Source organism: Metalysinibacillus jejuensis (assembly GCF_003057615.1).
Classification (GTDB): domain Bacteria; phylum Bacillota; class Bacilli; order Bacillales_A; family Planococcaceae; genus Metalysinibacillus; species Metalysinibacillus jejuensis.
This window is the reverse complement of record NZ_QAFW01000004.1, coordinates 1-17,029: the sequence shown is the minus strand read 5'-3', so window position 1 is coordinate 17,029 and position 17,029 is coordinate 1. Positions and strand designations below refer to the sequence as shown.

At 40.8% G+C, this 17,029-nt stretch carries 16 protein-coding genes and 1 other RNA gene; 16 read left to right on the top strand and 1 reads right to left on the bottom strand.

The annotated features are described in order from the left end of the window. Positions 1–14: 14 nt before the first annotated feature. On the top strand, positions 15–647 hold the full coding sequence (locus DDE80_RS02590; RefSeq protein ID WP_108306128.1) for a ribonuclease H1 domain-containing protein: 633 nt from the start codon (positions 15–17) through the stop codon (positions 645–647). Positions 648–969: 322 nt separating this feature from the next. Here the strand turns inward: DDE80_RS02590 and DDE80_RS02585 are convergent, their stop codons facing one another. Then, on the bottom strand, positions 970–1,845 hold the full coding sequence (locus DDE80_RS02585; protein WP_108306127.1) for a TetR/AcrR family transcriptional regulator: 876 nt from the start codon (positions 1,843–1,845) through the stop codon (positions 970–972). A 145-nt stretch (positions 1,846–1,990) separates the two neighbouring features. Between DDE80_RS02585 and DDE80_RS02580 the strand changes: the two genes are divergently transcribed. From DDE80_RS02580 to DDE80_RS02510, 15 genes are all read left to right on the top strand, one after another. Continuing rightward, complete coding sequence (locus tag DDE80_RS02580) at positions 1,991–3,451, top strand: DHA2 family efflux MFS transporter permease subunit (RefSeq protein ID WP_108306126.1); 1,461 nt, start codon at positions 1,991–1,993, stop codon at positions 3,449–3,451. Positions 3,452–3,518: 67 nt separating this feature from the next. After that, the gene (locus DDE80_RS02575; protein WP_108306125.1) at positions 3,519–3,758 is read left to right on the top strand and encodes a glutaredoxin family protein; all 240 of its coding nucleotides are present in this window, start codon (positions 3,519–3,521) and stop codon (positions 3,756–3,758) included. 95 nt (positions 3,759–3,853) lie between these two features. Then, positions 3,854–4,864: a type I glyceraldehyde-3-phosphate dehydrogenase gene (gene gap, locus DDE80_RS02570; protein WP_108306124.1), complete on the top strand. Its 1,011-nt coding sequence runs from the start codon at positions 3,854–3,856 to the stop codon at positions 4,862–4,864. 255 nt (positions 4,865–5,119) lie between these two features. Then, positions 5,120–6,307, top strand: coding sequence for a phosphoglycerate kinase (locus DDE80_RS02565; RefSeq protein WP_108306123.1), 1,188 nt, complete (start codon positions 5,120–5,122; stop codon positions 6,305–6,307). A 14-nt stretch (positions 6,308–6,321) separates the two neighbouring features. Continuing rightward, a complete protein-coding gene (tpiA, locus tag DDE80_RS02560; RefSeq protein WP_108306122.1) occupies positions 6,322–7,089 on the top strand; it encodes a triose-phosphate isomerase in 768 nt (255 codons plus the stop codon). Continuing rightward, positions 7,082–8,620 carry a 2,3-bisphosphoglycerate-independent phosphoglycerate mutase gene (gene gpmI / locus DDE80_RS02555; protein WP_108306121.1) on the top strand — a complete coding sequence of 513 codons (1,539 nt, stop codon included), beginning with the start codon at positions 7,082–7,084 and terminating at the stop codon, positions 8,618–8,620. Before tpiA ends, gpmI begins: the two co-directional genes overlap by 8 nt. Positions 8,621–8,622: 2 nt before the next feature. After that, positions 8,623–9,918, top strand: a complete 1,296-nt coding sequence (gene eno, locus DDE80_RS02550) for a phosphopyruvate hydratase (RefSeq protein ID WP_108306120.1) — start codon at positions 8,623–8,625, stop codon at positions 9,916–9,918. Positions 9,919–10,039: 121 nt separating this feature from the next. Then, the gene (gene secG / locus DDE80_RS02545; protein ID WP_108306119.1) at positions 10,040–10,267 is read left to right on the top strand and encodes a preprotein translocase subunit SecG; all 228 of its coding nucleotides are present in this window, start codon (positions 10,040–10,042) and stop codon (positions 10,265–10,267) included. Positions 10,268–10,328: 61 nt separating this feature from the next. Continuing rightward, positions 10,329–11,075, top strand: coding sequence for an alpha/beta hydrolase (locus DDE80_RS02540; RefSeq protein ID WP_108306118.1), 747 nt, complete (start codon positions 10,329–10,331; stop codon positions 11,073–11,075). A gap of 22 nt (positions 11,076–11,097) precedes the next feature. Next, positions 11,098–13,536: a ribonuclease R gene (gene rnr / locus DDE80_RS02535; protein ID WP_108306117.1), complete on the top strand. Its 2,439-nt coding sequence runs from the start codon at positions 11,098–11,100 to the stop codon at positions 13,534–13,536. 46 nt (positions 13,537–13,582) lie between these two features. Beyond that, complete coding sequence (smpB, locus tag DDE80_RS02530; RefSeq protein WP_036146266.1) at positions 13,583–14,050, top strand: SsrA-binding protein SmpB; 468 nt, start codon at positions 13,583–13,585, stop codon at positions 14,048–14,050. A gap of 114 nt (positions 14,051–14,164) precedes the next feature. Further along, positions 14,165–14,520: a transfer-messenger RNA gene (gene ssrA / locus DDE80_RS02525) on the top strand. A 229-nt stretch (positions 14,521–14,749) separates the two neighbouring features. Beyond that, positions 14,750–15,616 carry a MurR/RpiR family transcriptional regulator gene (locus DDE80_RS02520; protein ID WP_235190392.1) on the top strand — a complete coding sequence of 289 codons (867 nt, stop codon included), beginning with the start codon at positions 14,750–14,752 and terminating at the stop codon, positions 15,614–15,616. Between the two features lie 4 nt (positions 15,617–15,620). Continuing rightward, positions 15,621–16,730: an amidohydrolase gene (locus DDE80_RS02515; RefSeq protein ID WP_108306116.1), complete on the top strand. Its 1,110-nt coding sequence runs from the start codon at positions 15,621–15,623 to the stop codon at positions 16,728–16,730. Between the two features lies 1 nt (position 16,731). Beyond that, positions 16,732–16,914 carry a hypothetical protein gene (locus tag DDE80_RS02510; RefSeq protein WP_201261483.1) on the top strand — a complete coding sequence of 61 codons (183 nt, stop codon included), beginning with the start codon at positions 16,732–16,734 and terminating at the stop codon, positions 16,912–16,914. Positions 16,915–17,029 lie beyond the last annotated feature (115 nt).

Below are 17,029 nucleotides of genomic sequence, written 5' to 3'. Positions count from 1 at the left end.
AAAGGGTGAAAATAATGGCGAAATTTTATGCTGTGCGTGTTGGCCGCACACCTGGCGTTTATACGACATGGGCAGCCTGCACTGAGCAGGTAAAAGGTTTTTCAGGCGCTGTCTATAAAAGTTTTGCTACGGTACAAGAGGCAGAAGCATTTCTAGCAGGAGCTCAACCTTCACAACCCGTAACAAACGAACAAATCGAAACGATGATTAAAGCACTAGACGATGAAACAATGATTGCTTTTGTAGATGGTAGTTACGATAAAACACATCGTTACTATAGTTATGGTGCGATTTTATTAACAGCAGATGGTATGTCAGAGCGCCACGCGAGTAATAATGATCCGTTATATGTAGAAGCGCGCAATGTAGCAGGCGAGATTGAGGGCGTTAAGGCGGCGATTACAGCCGCGCTTGAGCAAGGTTACCGTAAGCTTCATATTTTTTATGACTATGCAGGCATTGAAAAGTGGGCGGTAGGTGATTGGCGTGCAAATAAACCTGTTTCACAGGCATACGTTACTTTTATTAATGGTTTACCCAAAACACTTGAGCTAACTTTCGTTAAAGTAGCGGCACATACAGGGATTTTATATAATGAATTAGCTGATGAGCTAGCTAAAAAAGCAATACAAGAACAAATTAGTTAGTACGTTAGAGGGTATATGCTTTACTTTATGACGAATTTGTGAAATGATGCAAATAATAATGAAAAAGTTATTGATTTTTTATGAGCTTTTGCCTATTATTAATTATGTCCTTGAAAAAGGGCACCATTTTACTGTTTTAAATGATATATTTTTGAATAATTGGATTCACACTATTTTTAGTATAGCAGCCTAGAAATAGTGTGGAGCACATAGAAGTGAGGTAGCTCGCTACTTCACTTTCTGTACTGATAATATAAAGCGAGAGTTGCTCTCGACATAAAGAAAATCTCGAAACCGTTGTTGGTTTCGAGATTTTTTTACGTTAGCTATACACTTCCTCTAAATAGCGCCAAAGCGCACTCGTAATAGCAATGGCCTCCTCTGTATAAGGTGTCGTAGCAAAACTTCCTGAAAAAGAAGGCAAAATCGCACGAATAATCGTAATGTTAGGTTCACTTTTACGTAACTCATCTAGTAAAAAGGCGGTAAGTTCGTAACTTTCTGTTGAAACCTTTTGAGCGAGCGGCACGAGCTCTTGCAAATCCTGTAAAATGTCTCCTTTTTCGATAGGCTCCGACGCAATATATTGAGCCATATAACTATTAATTTCATCCGTCATAAAACCTTCATGTAAATGCGGCATCATATTGTCCAATTGACTAAATAAAAAATGAAGCGCACCTTCTACATGAAATGGCTCTTGTGTAACGGCACGCCACATTTTTTGAAAGCTCTGTAAGCTGCCAAATAACATCATCGTGACATCGTATTTAACCGGTTTAATTTTAGTTCCGTAGACGTCTACTAAGCGTGTAGCTAGCCATTTAATTTCTCTTAAGTGATAGTTACGTAACGCAGCTTTTAACGCTTGGTTACCATATTGAAAGACGTTTTCTAAAAGAGGGAGTAGGCTCTGGTTGTAGTTGAGTTGGATGCCAACGACGATTTGTTGGATGAGTACTTGGACGTCGCAGCGTTGTTTGCCAAGGAGTAACTCATTGCGTTTAACCATCGTTTGTTCGCGCCCAATTTCGATAATCGCAATGAGGCAATCATCTTTAGAAGAAAAATAATTGTAAAACGTTCCCTTTGAAATTTCAGCGTGTTCAATAATATCTTGTATTGAAGTTTGGACGTAGCCTCTCTCTAAAAAAAGCTGCAAAGCTACTTGTATTACTTTACGTTTGCGCGCGTTCATACTAGCGCTCCTTTCACTTAATGTACGTATATTATCGCATAGCTCGAAAAAAAAACCTATAAAATGAACTGCAAGTATAAAAAGTTTGATTTTTTTAGACGATGTGTATAAAATGGGTAAGTGATTTAGAGGAGTGAGTAAAAAAATGAGCGAAAAGAAAGTCCCTTATTTTATGATAAGTATCTTATTTATTGGTGCATTTATTTCAATATTAAATAACACACTATTAAATATTGCACTACCAACAATTATGAATGAATTTTCGATCTCCCCGTCAACAGCTCAGTGGTTAATTACTGGCTATATGTTAACGAGTGGTGTATTAATTCCAGCAAGTGCATTTTTAGTCACACGTTTCACTAATCGTAAGCTATTTATTGTAGCGATGGGATTATTTACATTAGGTACAGCGACAGCAATGTTAGCACCGAGCTTTGCAGTACTACTAACAGGTCGTTTTTTACAGGCAGCAGGGTCAGCCGTTATGATGCCGCTGTTAATGAACGTTATGCTTTTAGCGTTTCCTGTAGAGCGTCGTGGTGCGGCGATGGGTGTCTTTGGTATGGTAATGATTGTAGCACCAGCCATAGGCCCGACATTATCAGGATGGGTAATTGAACACTACACATGGCGCACGTTATTTACGATTATTTTACCGTTCGCAGTACTTAGCTTAGTGCTCGGTATTTTTAAACTGCAAAATATTACACCTAATCGTAAAGTGTCACTAGACGTATTATCTGTACTGTTATCAAGCGTAGGGTTTGGCGGTATTTTATATGGCTTTAGTTCGGCTGGTGGCGATAAAGGATGGGGTGCGCCAGAAGTATATAGCACAATTATTATCGGTACGATTGCTTTAGCCTGGTTTATTGTGCGCCAGTTAAAGCTTGAGGAGCCACTCTTAAATTTAAGCGTATATCGTTATAATATGTTTACACTTTCGTCTATCATCGTCAGCGTTATTTCAATGGCGATGTTTTCCGGTATGATTTTGACGCCACTTTATGTACAAACTGTGCGTGGTATTTCGCCATTTGACGCTGGCTTATTAATGTTACCAGGTGCGATTATTATGGGCTTAATGTCACCGATTACCGGTCGTATTTTTGATAAGTACGGTGCAAAACTATTAGCGGTTATTGGTCTTACAATTATGGTTATTACGACATATTTATTATCAACATTAAAAATTGATACGAGCTATTATTATATTATGGCAGTGTATACGACGCGTATGTTTGGTATGTCGATGGTAATGATGCCAATTTCCACAAATGGTTTAAATCAATTGCCACGTGAGTTAAATCCACATGGTGCAGCGATTAATAATACCTTGCAACAAGTTACGGGTGCCATTGGGACAGCGCTACTGTTAACAATTATGCATAATCGAACAGAGAGTACGATGGTAAACTTAGTAACAGATGCGACAAAAGCAGGTATGCAAATGACAGCGGAGTTACAAGCGAAACTGGGTGTAGAAGCGATGCTAGATGCCATTAACTATTCATTTTATATTTCAACATGGATTGCAGCAGTAGCACTCGTATTAGCATTCTTTGTTAAACGTGTAACACCACCAACAAGCTTGGCAAAAAAATAAACGATAAGCTACCACTTGAGCCGTTCATAGTGGTAGTTTTTTTGTATACTACTGATGAGGTGATAACATGACAGTGCTATTTTATGGTCGTCCTAATTGTGCGTTATGTGACGAAGGAAAAAAAATAATGGCTATGGTAGCGCAAGATTTAGCGCTTAATGTAGCGTATATTAATATCGAAGAAGACGATCAAGTGCATGAAAAATATATGTTGATGATTCCAGTTGTAGTAAAAGGGGAAAAGGTAGTTCAATACGGCCAATTAGATTACCTCACGCTACTTGATGGTTGTAGCGACGGGTTATAAATTGTATTTGCCAAAATAATCTTTATAATTAAAGACAGATGTCTGACAAGAGGTCTTATGTCGTATTACTATACTTACAATTGGAGGAATTTATGATGGCACTACAATTAGCAATCAACGGTTTTGGACGTATCGGTAGACTGGTGTTTCGTGAGGCAATGTTGCATGACGAATTTGAAGTAGTAGCAGTGAATGACTTAACGGACGCGCATCAACTGGCGCATTTACTAAAGTACGACTCTGTACACGGTATTTATGATCGTGACGTACAGTCCGAAGACGATGCATTCGTCGTAGATGGCAAACGTGTTCGCGTGTTTGCTGAAAAAGATCCAGCACAGCTACCTTGGGGTGAGTTAGGCGTAGACGTTGTGCTTGAGTGTACAGGTAAGTTTCGTTCAATGGAAGATGTAAAAAAACATATTGAAGCTGGGGCTAAAAAAGCAATTTTATCAGCACCGGCAAAAGGTGAGATGCCAACGTTTGTAATGGGCGTTAACCACGAGGATTATAATCCTGAAACGGATCATGTTATTTCCAACGCTTCATGTACGACAAATTGTTTAGCGCCTGTTGCTAAAGTGCTAGACGAAAAATTTGGTATTGAGCGCGGCATGATGACGACAATTCATGCGTATACAAATGACCAACGCATTTTAGACTTTCCGCATGCTGACCCGCGTCGCGCACGAGCAGGTGCAGTGTCGATGATTCCGACAACAACAGGTGCGGCTGTAGCAGTAGCAAAAGTGTTACCGCAATTAAAAGGTAAATTAGACGGCTTCTCTATGCGTGTTCCTACACCGAATGTTTCGTGTGTTGACTTAGTAGTAGAATTAAAACAAGGTGCAACGCGTGAACAAGTGAATGAGGCATTAAAAGAAGCTTCTGAAAATGAGTTGAAAGGCATTTTAGGCTATAATGAGCTACCGCTAGTGTCCATTGACTATAACGGTGATCATCATTCTTCTACTGTAGACGGTTTATCTACGATGGTATTAGAAAGTAGCATGGTAAAGGTACTTGCATGGTACGATAACGAAATAGGCTATGCGACTCGCTTAATGGACTTGGCATTATATTTAGTAGCGCGCGGTTTAAAATAATAGGACGAGCACGATTTAGCAATACTTTGCTAGGTCGTGCTTTTTCATTTGTTGCGATAACCTAATTCTTATTAAGTGTGACATATTAGTGGATTTGCTAATGAAAAGTATAGCCTTTATACAAGTGAACGGCTATAATAAATAAGGATAATTTTTAGATAACCATACAATTTGATGCAGGTGGAATTAGTGTTCAAGCAAGGTGGCGAGACGCATAATTCGCACGGCTTTATAAACTGAAGGAGGGTTTTCTTCATGTATAATAAGAAAACAATTAACGATGTCAAGGTAGAAGGCAAACGCGTAGTCATTCGCGTAGATTTTAATACACCGATGGAAAATGGCGAAATTACGGATGATACACGTATTCGTGGTTCATTACCAACGCTTAAACAACTCGCTGATAACGGCGCTAAAGTTATTATTTTAACGCACCTTGGACGTCCAAAAGGCGAGGTGAAAGAAGAGTTACGTTTGGATGCTGTAGCAAAGCGCTTAGGTGAGCTAATGGGTCAACCTGTTACAAAGCTCAATGAGTGGAAAGGCGAAGCAGTAGAACAAGCAGTAGCTGCTATGCAAAATGGCGACGTTATTATGTTAGAAAACGTACGCTTTGACGCAGGCGAAGAAAAAAATGATGAAGCTTTATCAAAAGCTTTCGCAAGCCTTGCAGACATTTATGTTAACGACGCATTTGGTACAGCACACCGTGCCCATGCTTCAACAGCAGGTATCGCGGCATTTGTAGACGAAGCGGTATCAGGGTTATTAATGGAGCAAGAAATTAAAGTGTTAGGTCAAGTGTTAAAAACACCACAGCACCCGTATACAGCAATTATCGGTGGCGCTAAAGTTAAAGATAAAATCGGCGTAATTAATAATTTGCTTGATGAAGTAAATCATCTTATTTTAGGTGGTGGCTTATCATTTACATTTATTAAAGCGTTAGGCCATGATGTAGGTAAGTCGTTATTAGAAGAAGATAAAATTGAATTAGCCAAATCATTTATTCAAAAAGCTAAAGATAAAGGTGTTCAATTACACATCCCAGTAGACGCAGTAGTAGCGGATGCTTTTTCAAATGATGCGCATACCGAAGTTGTAGCGACTGATGCAATTCCTGCAAATATGATGGGGCTTGATATTGGTCCAAAAACAGCAGAAAAGTATGCTGAAATTATTAAGGGTTCTAAATTAGTTGTATGGAATGGACCGATGGGCGTATTTGAAATGGAAAAATTTGCGAATGGTACGAAAACCGTAGCACAAGCAATGGCAGAGACTGAGGGCTATACAGTTATTGGTGGCGGAGACTCAGCGGCAGCAGTAGAGAAATTTAACGTAACAGATAAGATGGATCATATTTCAACAGGTGGCGGTGCTTCACTAGAGTTAATGGAAGGTAAAGTGCTTCCGGGTATTGCAGCGCTAGACGATAAATAAAAAGGAGGATAAGGATGCGTAAACCAATTATTGCGGGCAACTGGAAAATGTATAAAACATTTGACGAGGCAGTAACGTTCGTGGAACAAGTAGCAGAAAATTTACCGACAGCACAGAAGGTGGATGCTGTGATTTGCGCAACATCTTTATTTGTACCAACATTAACAGCAATCGCACAAGATAGTGAGTTAGCTATCGGTGCACAGACGATGCACTATGAAAACGAGGGCGCATTTACAGGCGAAGTTAGCCCAGCGCAACTTGCAAGTGTGGGTGTAGATTACGTGGTGCTCGGTCATTCAGAGCGTCGCGAATACTACAATGAAACAGACGAAGCGGTAAATAAAAAGGTCGCGGCAGCACTTGCGCATGACATCGTGCCAATTATTTGCTGTGGTGAAACGCTACAAGAGCGTGAAACGCAACAAACCGCAACAAAAGTAACGACACAAATTACGAAAGCGCTTGAAGGCTTTACAGCTCAACAAGTGGCGCATTTTGTTATCGCTTATGAGCCAATTTGGGCAATTGGTACAGGTAAAACAGCAACAGCTGAACAAGCGAATGAAGTGTGTGGTATCATCCGTCATGTCATTGCAGACATGTATGACGAAACAACAGCGAATGCCGTGCGTATTCAATACGGTGGTAGCGTGAAATCAGAAAACATTGACGAACTTTTAGCAAAAGAGCATATTGACGGAGCATTAGTAGGTGGCGCGAGCCTTGAGCCGCAATCGTTTTTAGCCTTAGTAGAAGCGGGGGCGCGTGTTAATGACTAAGCCAGTAGCATTAATTATTTTAGATGGTTTTGCTTTTCGTGATGAGGTGTTTGGTAATGCAGTAGCACAAGCTAACAAACCAAACTTTGACCGCTACTACGCTAACTACCCACATAATACATTAGGTGCAAGCGGCAGTAGTGTTGGCTTACCCGACGGACAAATGGGTAACTCCGAAGTAGGTCACTTAAATATTGGTGCAGGACGTATTGTGTACCAAAGCCTAACGCGTGTTAATAAATCCATTACAGATGGTGACTTTTTCGAAAACCAAGCGTTTATGGATGCCATTCACCATGTGAAAAAAAATAACAGTAAGCTACACATCATGGGTCTATTATCAGACGGTGGTGTACATAGCCACAATGATCATATGTTTGCTTTGTTACAATTAGCTCAACAGCATGATGTACAAGATGTGTTTGTGCACGGCTTTTTAGATGGTCGTGATGTTGGACCAAAAACAGCGCTAACTTATATTGAGCAAACGGAAACACAAATGACAGCAACAGGTGTTGGCGAATTTGCATCTATCCATGGTCGTTACTATGCGATGGACCGTGATAAGCGCTGGGAGCGTGTAAAGTTAACGTATGATGCACTTGTTGACGGTGTAGGTGGCTCGGCAACTTCTGCTAAGGAAGGTGTGCTTGCCTCATACGAAACAGAGGCGACAGATGAGTTTGTGCTACCATTTGTTATTGAGCGCGACGGTAAGCCTGTAGCGACAATTGATACAAATGATGCCGTCATCTTCTACAACTTCCGCCCAGACCGAGCAATTCAGCTATCATATGTCTTTACTAACCCTGCGTTTGATGGTTTTGCATTATCACCAAAGCATCCACAAAACTTAGAGTTTGTGACATTTATGCATTATAGCGATATCGTAAAGGCGAATGTGGCGTATGCCAATACAGATTTAAAAAATACAATTGGTGAAGTATTAGCGGATAATAAGCTGCGTCAACTGCGCATTGCCGAAACCGAAAAATACCCACATGTCACATTCTTTATGAGTGGCGGACGTGAAGCTACTTTTGCAGGTGAGGAGCGTATTTTAATCGCTTCTCCTAAAGTAGCAACATACGATTTAAAACCAGAGATGAGCGCTTATGAGGTAACAGATGCTTTAGTCGAAAAAATTGAAGCAGATGCCTTTGACGCGATTATTTTAAACTTTGCTAACCCTGATATGGTAGGGCATAGCGGCATGTTAGAGCCAACAATTAAAGCAATTGAAGCAGTAGATGAGTGCTTGGGGCGTGTAGTAGATGCCCTGCTTGCTAAAGGCGGCGCAGCTATTATTACAGCTGACCACGGTAACTCAGATGAAGTTGTAACGATTGAAGGTCAACCAATGACGGCGCACACAACAAACCCTGTGCCTGTTATCGTAACGAAGGAAAATATTGTGTTACGAAACGGTGGCATTTTAGCCGATTTAGCCCCAACCATGTTAGACTTATTACAAGTATCACAACCAACAGAGATGACAGGTACGTCATTAATCGAAAAAGAGGAGAATTAATCATGCCATTTATTACACAAGTGAATGCACGCGAGGTTATGGACTCACGTGGTAACCCAACAGTAGAAGTAGAAGTATTTACAGAATCAGGTGCTTTTGGCCGTGCTATCGTGCCATCTGGCGCATCTACAGGTGAGTATGAAGCGGTTGAACTACGTGACGGCGACAAATCACGCTACTTAGGTAAAGGTGTTTTAAAAGCAGTAGAAAACGTTAACACAGTAATCGCTCAAGAATTAGAAGGTCAATACTCAGTACTTGACCAAGTTGTCATTGACAATGCATTAATCGAACTTGATGGTACAGAAAACAAAGGTAAATTAGGTGCTAACGCAATTCTTGGTGTATCTATGGCAGTTGCACACGCAGCAGCAGATTACTTAGATCTTCCACTTTACCAATACCTTGGTGGTGTAAACGCTAAGCAATTACCAGTACCAATGATGAACATCGTTAACGGCGGTGAGCATGCTGATAACAACGTTGATATTCAAGAATTTATGATTATGCCTGTTGGCGCAGAATCTTTCCGTCATGCATTACGCATGGGCGCAGAAATTTTCCACAGCTTGAAAAAAGTATTACAAGATAAAGGGCTTAACACAGCTGTAGGTGACGAGGGCGGTTTCGCACCAAACCTTTCTTCTAACGAAGAAGCACTTGCTACAATTATCGAAGCTATTGAAAAAGCAGGCTACAAACCAGGCGAAGAAGTTCGCTTAGCAATGGACGCAGCTTCTTCTGAGTTTTACGACAAAGAAAAGGGCGTTTATAACTTAGCAGGCGAAGGCGTTGTAAAAACATCAGCTGAAATGGTTGAATGGTATGCAGAGCTTTGCGAAAAATACCCAATCATCTCTATTGAAGATGGTTTAGACGAAAACGACTGGGATGGTCACAAACTATTAACAGAGCGTATTGGTGACAAAGTACAATTAGTGGGCGACGATTTATTCGTAACAAACACGAAAAAACTTGCAGCTGGTATTGAACAAGGCGTTGGTAACTCAATCCTAATCAAAGTAAACCAAATCGGTACATTAACAGAAACATTTGATGCAATCGAAATGGCAAAACGCGCAGGTTATACAGCAGTTATCTCTCACCGTTCAGGTGAATCAGAAGACGTTACAATTGCTGATATCGCAGTAGCAACAAACGCTGGTCAAATTAAAACGGGCGCACCATCTCGTACAGACCGCGTTGCAAAATACAACCAGTTACTTCGCATCGAGGATCAACTTCACCAAACAGCGAAGTACGAAGGTTTACAGTCTTTCTACAACATTAAAAAATAATTTTTTAAGAGCGGTGGTTGGTTAGCAATCACCGCTTTTTTGTCGCTAGCATTGTAACAAACATTGTAATTTGTTATAATGTGTTGTATTGTGAAGTTTCATTATCGGGAGGTGCAGTAGTTTGCATACAGTTCTTTTAGTATTACTTATGGTAGTTTCATTAAGCTTAATTACGCTTGTTTTATTACAATCAGGGAAGAGTGCAGGGTTATCAGGCGCTATCTCAGGTGGAGCGGAGCAATTATTCGGTAAGCAAAAAGCTCGCGGGATGGACTTAGTCCTTCACCGTGCGACAATTGTTTTAGCAGTTCTATTTTTTGTTTTAGCATTAGCGATTTCTAAAGTTTAAGCATACTTACGCCTAACCATAAGTTGTGGTTAGGCGTTTTTTTTAAGGGGATGGTTAATTTATGAAAAGATTAGTAATGGAGCCATTTTATTTCCAAGCAGGTAAACGTGCGGTGTTATTATTGCATGGTTTTACAGGCTACTCAGCAGATGTGCGTCAAGTAGGTCGCTTTTTAGAGAAAAAAGGGTATACCTCTATTGCCCCTCATTATAAGGGGCACGGTGTAGCACCAGAGCAATTAGTACACACAGCACCTACAGATTGGTGGCAAGATGTGGAGGGCGCTTATCAAACTTTACAGCAAGACGGGTATGAACAAATTGCCGTTGTCGGTCTATCACTTGGTGGTGTGTTTACGTTAAAATTATCAACGGTACAACCTGTACTTGGCGCTGTTGTCATGTGTGCGCCGATGACGATGCGTACAACGGATAAGATGTTTGAGGGTGTACTACGCTATGCCGAAAACTATAAAAAACTAGAAGGCAAAGCTGAAAATATAATCGAAAAAGAGCTAGCCGCTATTAAAGCACAAGGCATGCCTTCGTTAGCTGAATTACGTAAATTAGTAACGGAAGTAAGAAGTGAATTAGATATGGTGTATGCACCACTTCTCGTCATTCAAGCGACGCATGACGAAGTGATTGATCCACAGTCAGCAAAGGTCATTTATGAGGGCGTATCTTCAGACGAAAAACAGCTAAAATGGTACGATGAATCTGGGCATGTTATTACATTAGATAAAGAAAAAGAGCAAGTACATGAAGACATATATACATTTTTAGAAAGCTTGCCATGGCAAGTGTAATGAGATAAAAGGAGGGAAATGTATGACAACACAAGATTTAACACAGCGCATTTTAACGATTATGAAGCGTGAGGGTTATAAACCGTTAAAAGTGCAACAATTTGAAGATGAGCTCGGCATGATTGAAGCAGCTGAATTTAAAGAGTTAGTAAAAACACTCGTACGTATGGAAGCTATGGGTAAAATTGTACGTTCAGCTGACAATGCGTACGGGCTACCAGAGCAAATGAATCAACTTAGAGGGCGCTTTATCGGCCACGCTAAAGGATTTGGTTTCGTCGTGCCTGAAAAAGAAGGTATGCAAGATATTTTTATTCCGCCTACTGAAATTAACGGAGCAATTAATGGTGATATTGTACTCGTTCAACTGGCGAGTCAGTCATTTGGTGACCGCCAAGAAGGTACGATTTTAAAAGTTGTAGAACGCACACAAACGAGCTTCGTTGGTACGTTTCAAGATAATCGCGGCTTCGGTTTCGTAATTTTAGACGATAAAAAATTACCGTTTGATATTTTTGTAGCTAAAGGTGATACCCTAGGTGCAATGGACGGTCATAAAGTTGTGGTAGAAGTTAGAGAATGGGCAACAGATGAGCGTTCTGTATCGGGCTATATTACAAAGATTTTAGGTCATAAAAATGATCCAGGTGTCGATATTTTATCGATTATTTATAAATATGGTATTACGATCGACTTCCCACAAGAAGTGATGAACGAAGCGAACGCTATTCCTGAAACTGTACAACCGAAGGAATATGAAGGTCGTCGCGACTTACGTGACCAAACGATCGTGACGATTGACGGAGCGGATGCTAAAGACTTAGATGATGCCGTTACTGTTACAAAGAATGAAGACGGTACGTATAAATTAGGTGTGCATATTGCCGATGTTAGTCACTATGTACAAGAAGGTAGCGCACTCAATGAAGAAGCTTATGACCGTGCAACGAGCGTCTACTTAACAGACCGTGTCATTCCGATGTTGCCACACCGTCTATCAAATGGGATTTGTTCATTAAATCCAAACGTTGACCGCTTAACAATGTCATGTGAAATGATTATTGATGGCAATGGTAAAGTGGTATCGCACGAAATTTTTGAAGGTGTTATTAATACGACAGAGCGTATGACGTATACAGATGTTTATAAAATTCTTGAAGAGAAGGATGAGGAGCTATTAACACGCTATGCGCCACTTGTGCCGATGTTTACGCATATGGCAGAGCTCGCACAAATTTTACGCAATAAGCGTGCAGACCGTGGTGCGATTGATTTTGATTTTAAAGAATCTCAAGTGTTAGTGGATGCAGACGGCTGGCCAACAGACATCGTCATTCGTGAACGTACGGTTGCCGAACGTTTAATTGAGGAGTTTATGTTAGCAGCTAACGAAACTGTAGCCGAGCATTTCCATTGGATGAATGTGCCGTTTTTATACCGTATTCACGAAGACCCAAAACCAGAAAAATTGCAGCGCTTCTTTGAGTTTGTCACAAACTTTGGTTTATTAATTAAAGGTACGGGCAATAGTGTACATCCCAAAGCAATGCAAAAAATTATTAAAGAAATTGAAGGCTTGCCAGAGGAGCCAGTTATTTCAACGATGATGTTACGCTCTATGCAACAGGCGAAATATTATCCAGAGTCATTAGGTCACTTCGGTCTATCTACTGATTTTTATACGCATTTTACGTCACCAATTCGACGCTATCCTGATTTAATTGTACACCGTTTAATTCGCACGTATTTAATCAACGGCGATACATCGCGTGAAACGATTAAAAAATGGGGAGAGATGATGGACGAAATTGCTGATCATACATCAGGGCGTGAGCGCCGGGCTGTAGAGGCAGAGCGTGATACAGATGCACTGAAAAAAGCGCAATTTATGGCTGATAAGATTGGCGAAGAGTTTGTCGGTATTATTTCATCTATTACGAATTTCGGTATGTTTATTGAACTGCCGAATACTGTAGAAGGTCTCGTACACATTAGCAATATGCATGATGATTATTACAACTTCAACGATCGTCAAATGATTATGATTGGTGAGCGTACCAACCGCCAATTCCGCATAGGAGACGAAGTAAAAGTTATTGTGACTAATGTAAACATCGAAGAGTCGGCGATTGATTTTGAAATCGTAACAGATGGTGTTGCGCCAACCTTTAAACGTACGCGTAAAGTTGCACCGCGCGTTATTCAAGCCGAGCGTGGCAAGCGTCGAACAGGTGGCAGTGAACGTAAGCGTAGCAATCGCCGTCGTAGTGACGAGGATAAGCCAAAACGCCGAACAGATGATAAACCTGCAAAGCGTAGTAAGAGCCGTCGCGCAACAGGTGACAAGCCAAGAGATAAACAAGAGCGTGACCCACGTGGTAAACGCGTAGGTGATAAAGATAAACCAAAATTTTATGAGGCTATCGCTAAAAAGAACAAGCGTAGCCGACGACGTAAATAACGAGTGGGCGGCTTTGGCCGCCTGCGTAAGTGAGGAGTAGAGGGATATGGCAAAAGGAGAAGGTAAGGTATTAGCGCAAAATAAAAAGGCAGGGCATGATTATTTTATCGAAGAAACATACGAAGCGGGCTTAGTGCTACATGGTACAGAGATTAAAGCCATTCGTGCAGGTAAGGTGCAACTTAAGGATTCATTCGTCCGCATTCGCAACAATGAGGCATGGATTTCAAATATGCATATTAGCCCGTACGATCAGGGTAACCGCTTTAACCATGACCCGCTGCGCTCACGTAAATTACTATTGCACAAAAAACAAATTGCACAATTGATTGGTCGCATTAAACAAGATGGCTATACGATTGTGCCGTTAAAAATGTATATTAAAGATGGCTTTGCTAAGCTATTAATTGGCGTTGGTAAAGGTAAGAAAAACTACGACAAGCGTGATGACCTACGTAAGAAGGAAGCAAAACGCGAAATGGAGCGCGCATTCAAAGCAAAAAACCAAATGTAATAAGGCATTTGCTTGCAAGCTGCCCAAAATTATTTTATACTAATGAAAGTCAGTATAAAAAGTTGTTACCGTACTAGCCGTTTAGCTAGACCCTCACTTGTTTGAGGCAAACAAGGGGGCGTTACGGATTCGACAGGGATGGTTCGGGCTCTAACTGCGCGTCGGAGGTCTCGTCTTCGTCATCAACGGAAGTTATATAATAACTGGCAAACAACAAAACTTAGCTTTCGCAGCGTAAGCTCTTAAGCGCTCTACCTATACATCGCCCATGTGTATAACGTAGGGCTCAACTTTAGTGGGATACGGTCGCTAGTGCAACTTGAGCTAGTGTCAAGAGACTTCCAAGTTAGCGTACAGGACGCCAGTTTATCGGCATAATGCTACGTGAAATGCAAATAGGTAAACTACACGCGTAGACGTTGGAGTAACGGAGTCTTTGGACGCGGGTTCGACTCCCGCCGCCTCCATACATACTATAACTGCAACTGCAGTTATATCAATGATTGAATAGAAAAGGGATATTGCATGAGAGTTTAACTCTTGTACAATATCCTTTTTTTGATGAGTTAGCCTCCCTTTTCACAAAGTAATTATAAATTTCAGAAAATTCATTGAAATTAGTTAATAGTTGTGGTAAATTACAATACACAACATGAAGTTTACGCTTCATAAAATATAAAAATGAAGGGAGAGCTTCTTTTGGCGACATATCGTATTACGAAAAGAATAGAAGACTACTTTCCTATGCTTTCGAAAGGTCAACAAAAAGTGGCACGTTTTATCCGGGACAATTTAGCGTATTCAAGCAGCCATTCAGCAAGTGATATTGGTAAGCGGGCAGGAACAAGTGAAACAACCGTCATTCGCTTTTGTTATGCGATAGGGTTAGCAGGTTTTGCACAATTGCAAAAAGAAATAGGTATGCTTGTTTTTGAACAAAATTCGGATAGTTCCTTACGATACTATGTGGCTTCAAAACAATCTCTCTTTGAAGAGCAACAGCTAGCAGAAATAGTGATGGGTCAAATTAGTCATCAAATTATTTATGTAGCAGAAAATATTGAGCCTGAACAATTTAATGGCTTTACGAAGCAACTGCATGAGGCAGATACCATTTATTTAATTGGTTCTGGTGCTTCAAGTTTTGCTGTTCAGTGGTTACAGTTTACACTCAATATTTTGCGACCTAACGTACAGCTTGTGACTACAGAGGCAAGTAGCTTAATTAGACTAATGCAGCAAGTCACTTCACGTTCAGTTGTTCTTGTGGTGTCACTTCACCGCTATGCGAGTGAATCAATTTCGCTAGCTAAATCTTTCCAAGAGCAAGGCGCTTATGTTATGGCCATTACCGATTCTAGTGTGGCGCCTATTCATGAGTATGCAAATGCAGCTTTTGTGTTACAGCAAATGGAGCTCTCACCAATTGACTTAATGCCAATTTTAATTTCATTTATGAATACACTTGTCGTAGGCATGATGGCGCATGATGCGACGTATTATAATAGCCAAAGACAAAAATTTGATGAATTTCAAAATAGCTTTTTAGCAGATCGATGGAGTTGAAAACATGGAACAACGTCTTTTTGAAATATTTACTCATTTACACAATCACCCTGAGCCAAGTTGGCAAGAAGTAAATACTACAGCCTATTTGGCAGAACAATTGCGCGCTGCTGGTCTTAATCCGATAACATTTGATGATATAACAGGTTTGTATGTGGATATTGGTCAAGGGACACCACGTGTAGGTTTCAGGACAGATATTGATTCCCTATGGCAAGAGGTAGACGGAGAGTTTAAAGCAAATCATTCTTGTGGGCATGATGGCCATATGACAATGGCACTCGGTGTAGCTTTTGCGTTACAACGCTATAAGTTACCAGGTGCCATACGAATTTTATTTCAACCTGCTGAAGAAAAAGCAGGTGGCGCTAAAGCTTTTGTAGAGAAAGGGCTTGTAGATTCACTCCAATTTTTATTTGGTGCTCATGTTCGTCCACTTGTTGAGTTAGAGGATGGGTGGCATGCACCTGCTTTATACCACGGGGCGGCTAAACTTATTACCGGTACTATTACAGGCGTAGAGGCGCATGGTGCTCGCCCAGAACAAGGAATTAATACGATAGAAGTAGCGGCAGCACTTATTGATGCTATCAAAAATATTTGGGTAAGCCCTAACGAGTCGTATTCGATTAAGATGACACAAATTCAAGCAGGTGGCACTTCAACTAATATTATTCCAGGAAGTGCAACATTTAGTATTGATATGCGTGCGCAAACAAATGATACGATGGCAGCAGCTTCTAAAGGGCTCGCTAAAGCAATCGAAGCGGTAAGTTTATTATACGAGGCAAAAATTACAACAACGGTATCGGCTCATATTGTTGCAGCAACGGTAGATGAAGTAGCAAAAAACATCTTAGCAACAGCGATTGAAGCAACAGAAGGTGCGAGTTGTGCTCCACCTGTCATTACCCCTGGTGGTGAAGATTTTCATTTTTATGCCTACCACCGTCCGCACTTACAAACGACAATGCTAGGGCTAGGCTGTGGCGTAACACCAGGGTTACATCACCCTCACATGACCTTTAACACAGAACAGCTATCCGTCGGTGTAGACATTATTACGACAGCGTTAGTCAACGCCTTACAGCATGTAAAGGAAGAAGTGATTTGAGTTGATCGAAATTAAAGAACTCACAACAATAGAAGAGATGGCACAAGTGCAACAATTAGAAGTAGCGGTTTGGAAAACTACACCGCTACCAACGCATCAAACGTTAACAGCAATTAAACACGGCGGTATTATCGTAGGGGCCTATGATAAAGATAAATTAGTAGGGTTTAGCGTAAGCCCGTAATCAAATAACGCATATATTCATTCAGGCACCTCCGGTACCATAAAGGTATCAATTTTAAGGAGGTGCCATCTCTATGTCTAAAGATAAATTAACGATTGTCCCCGTTTCACTTGAT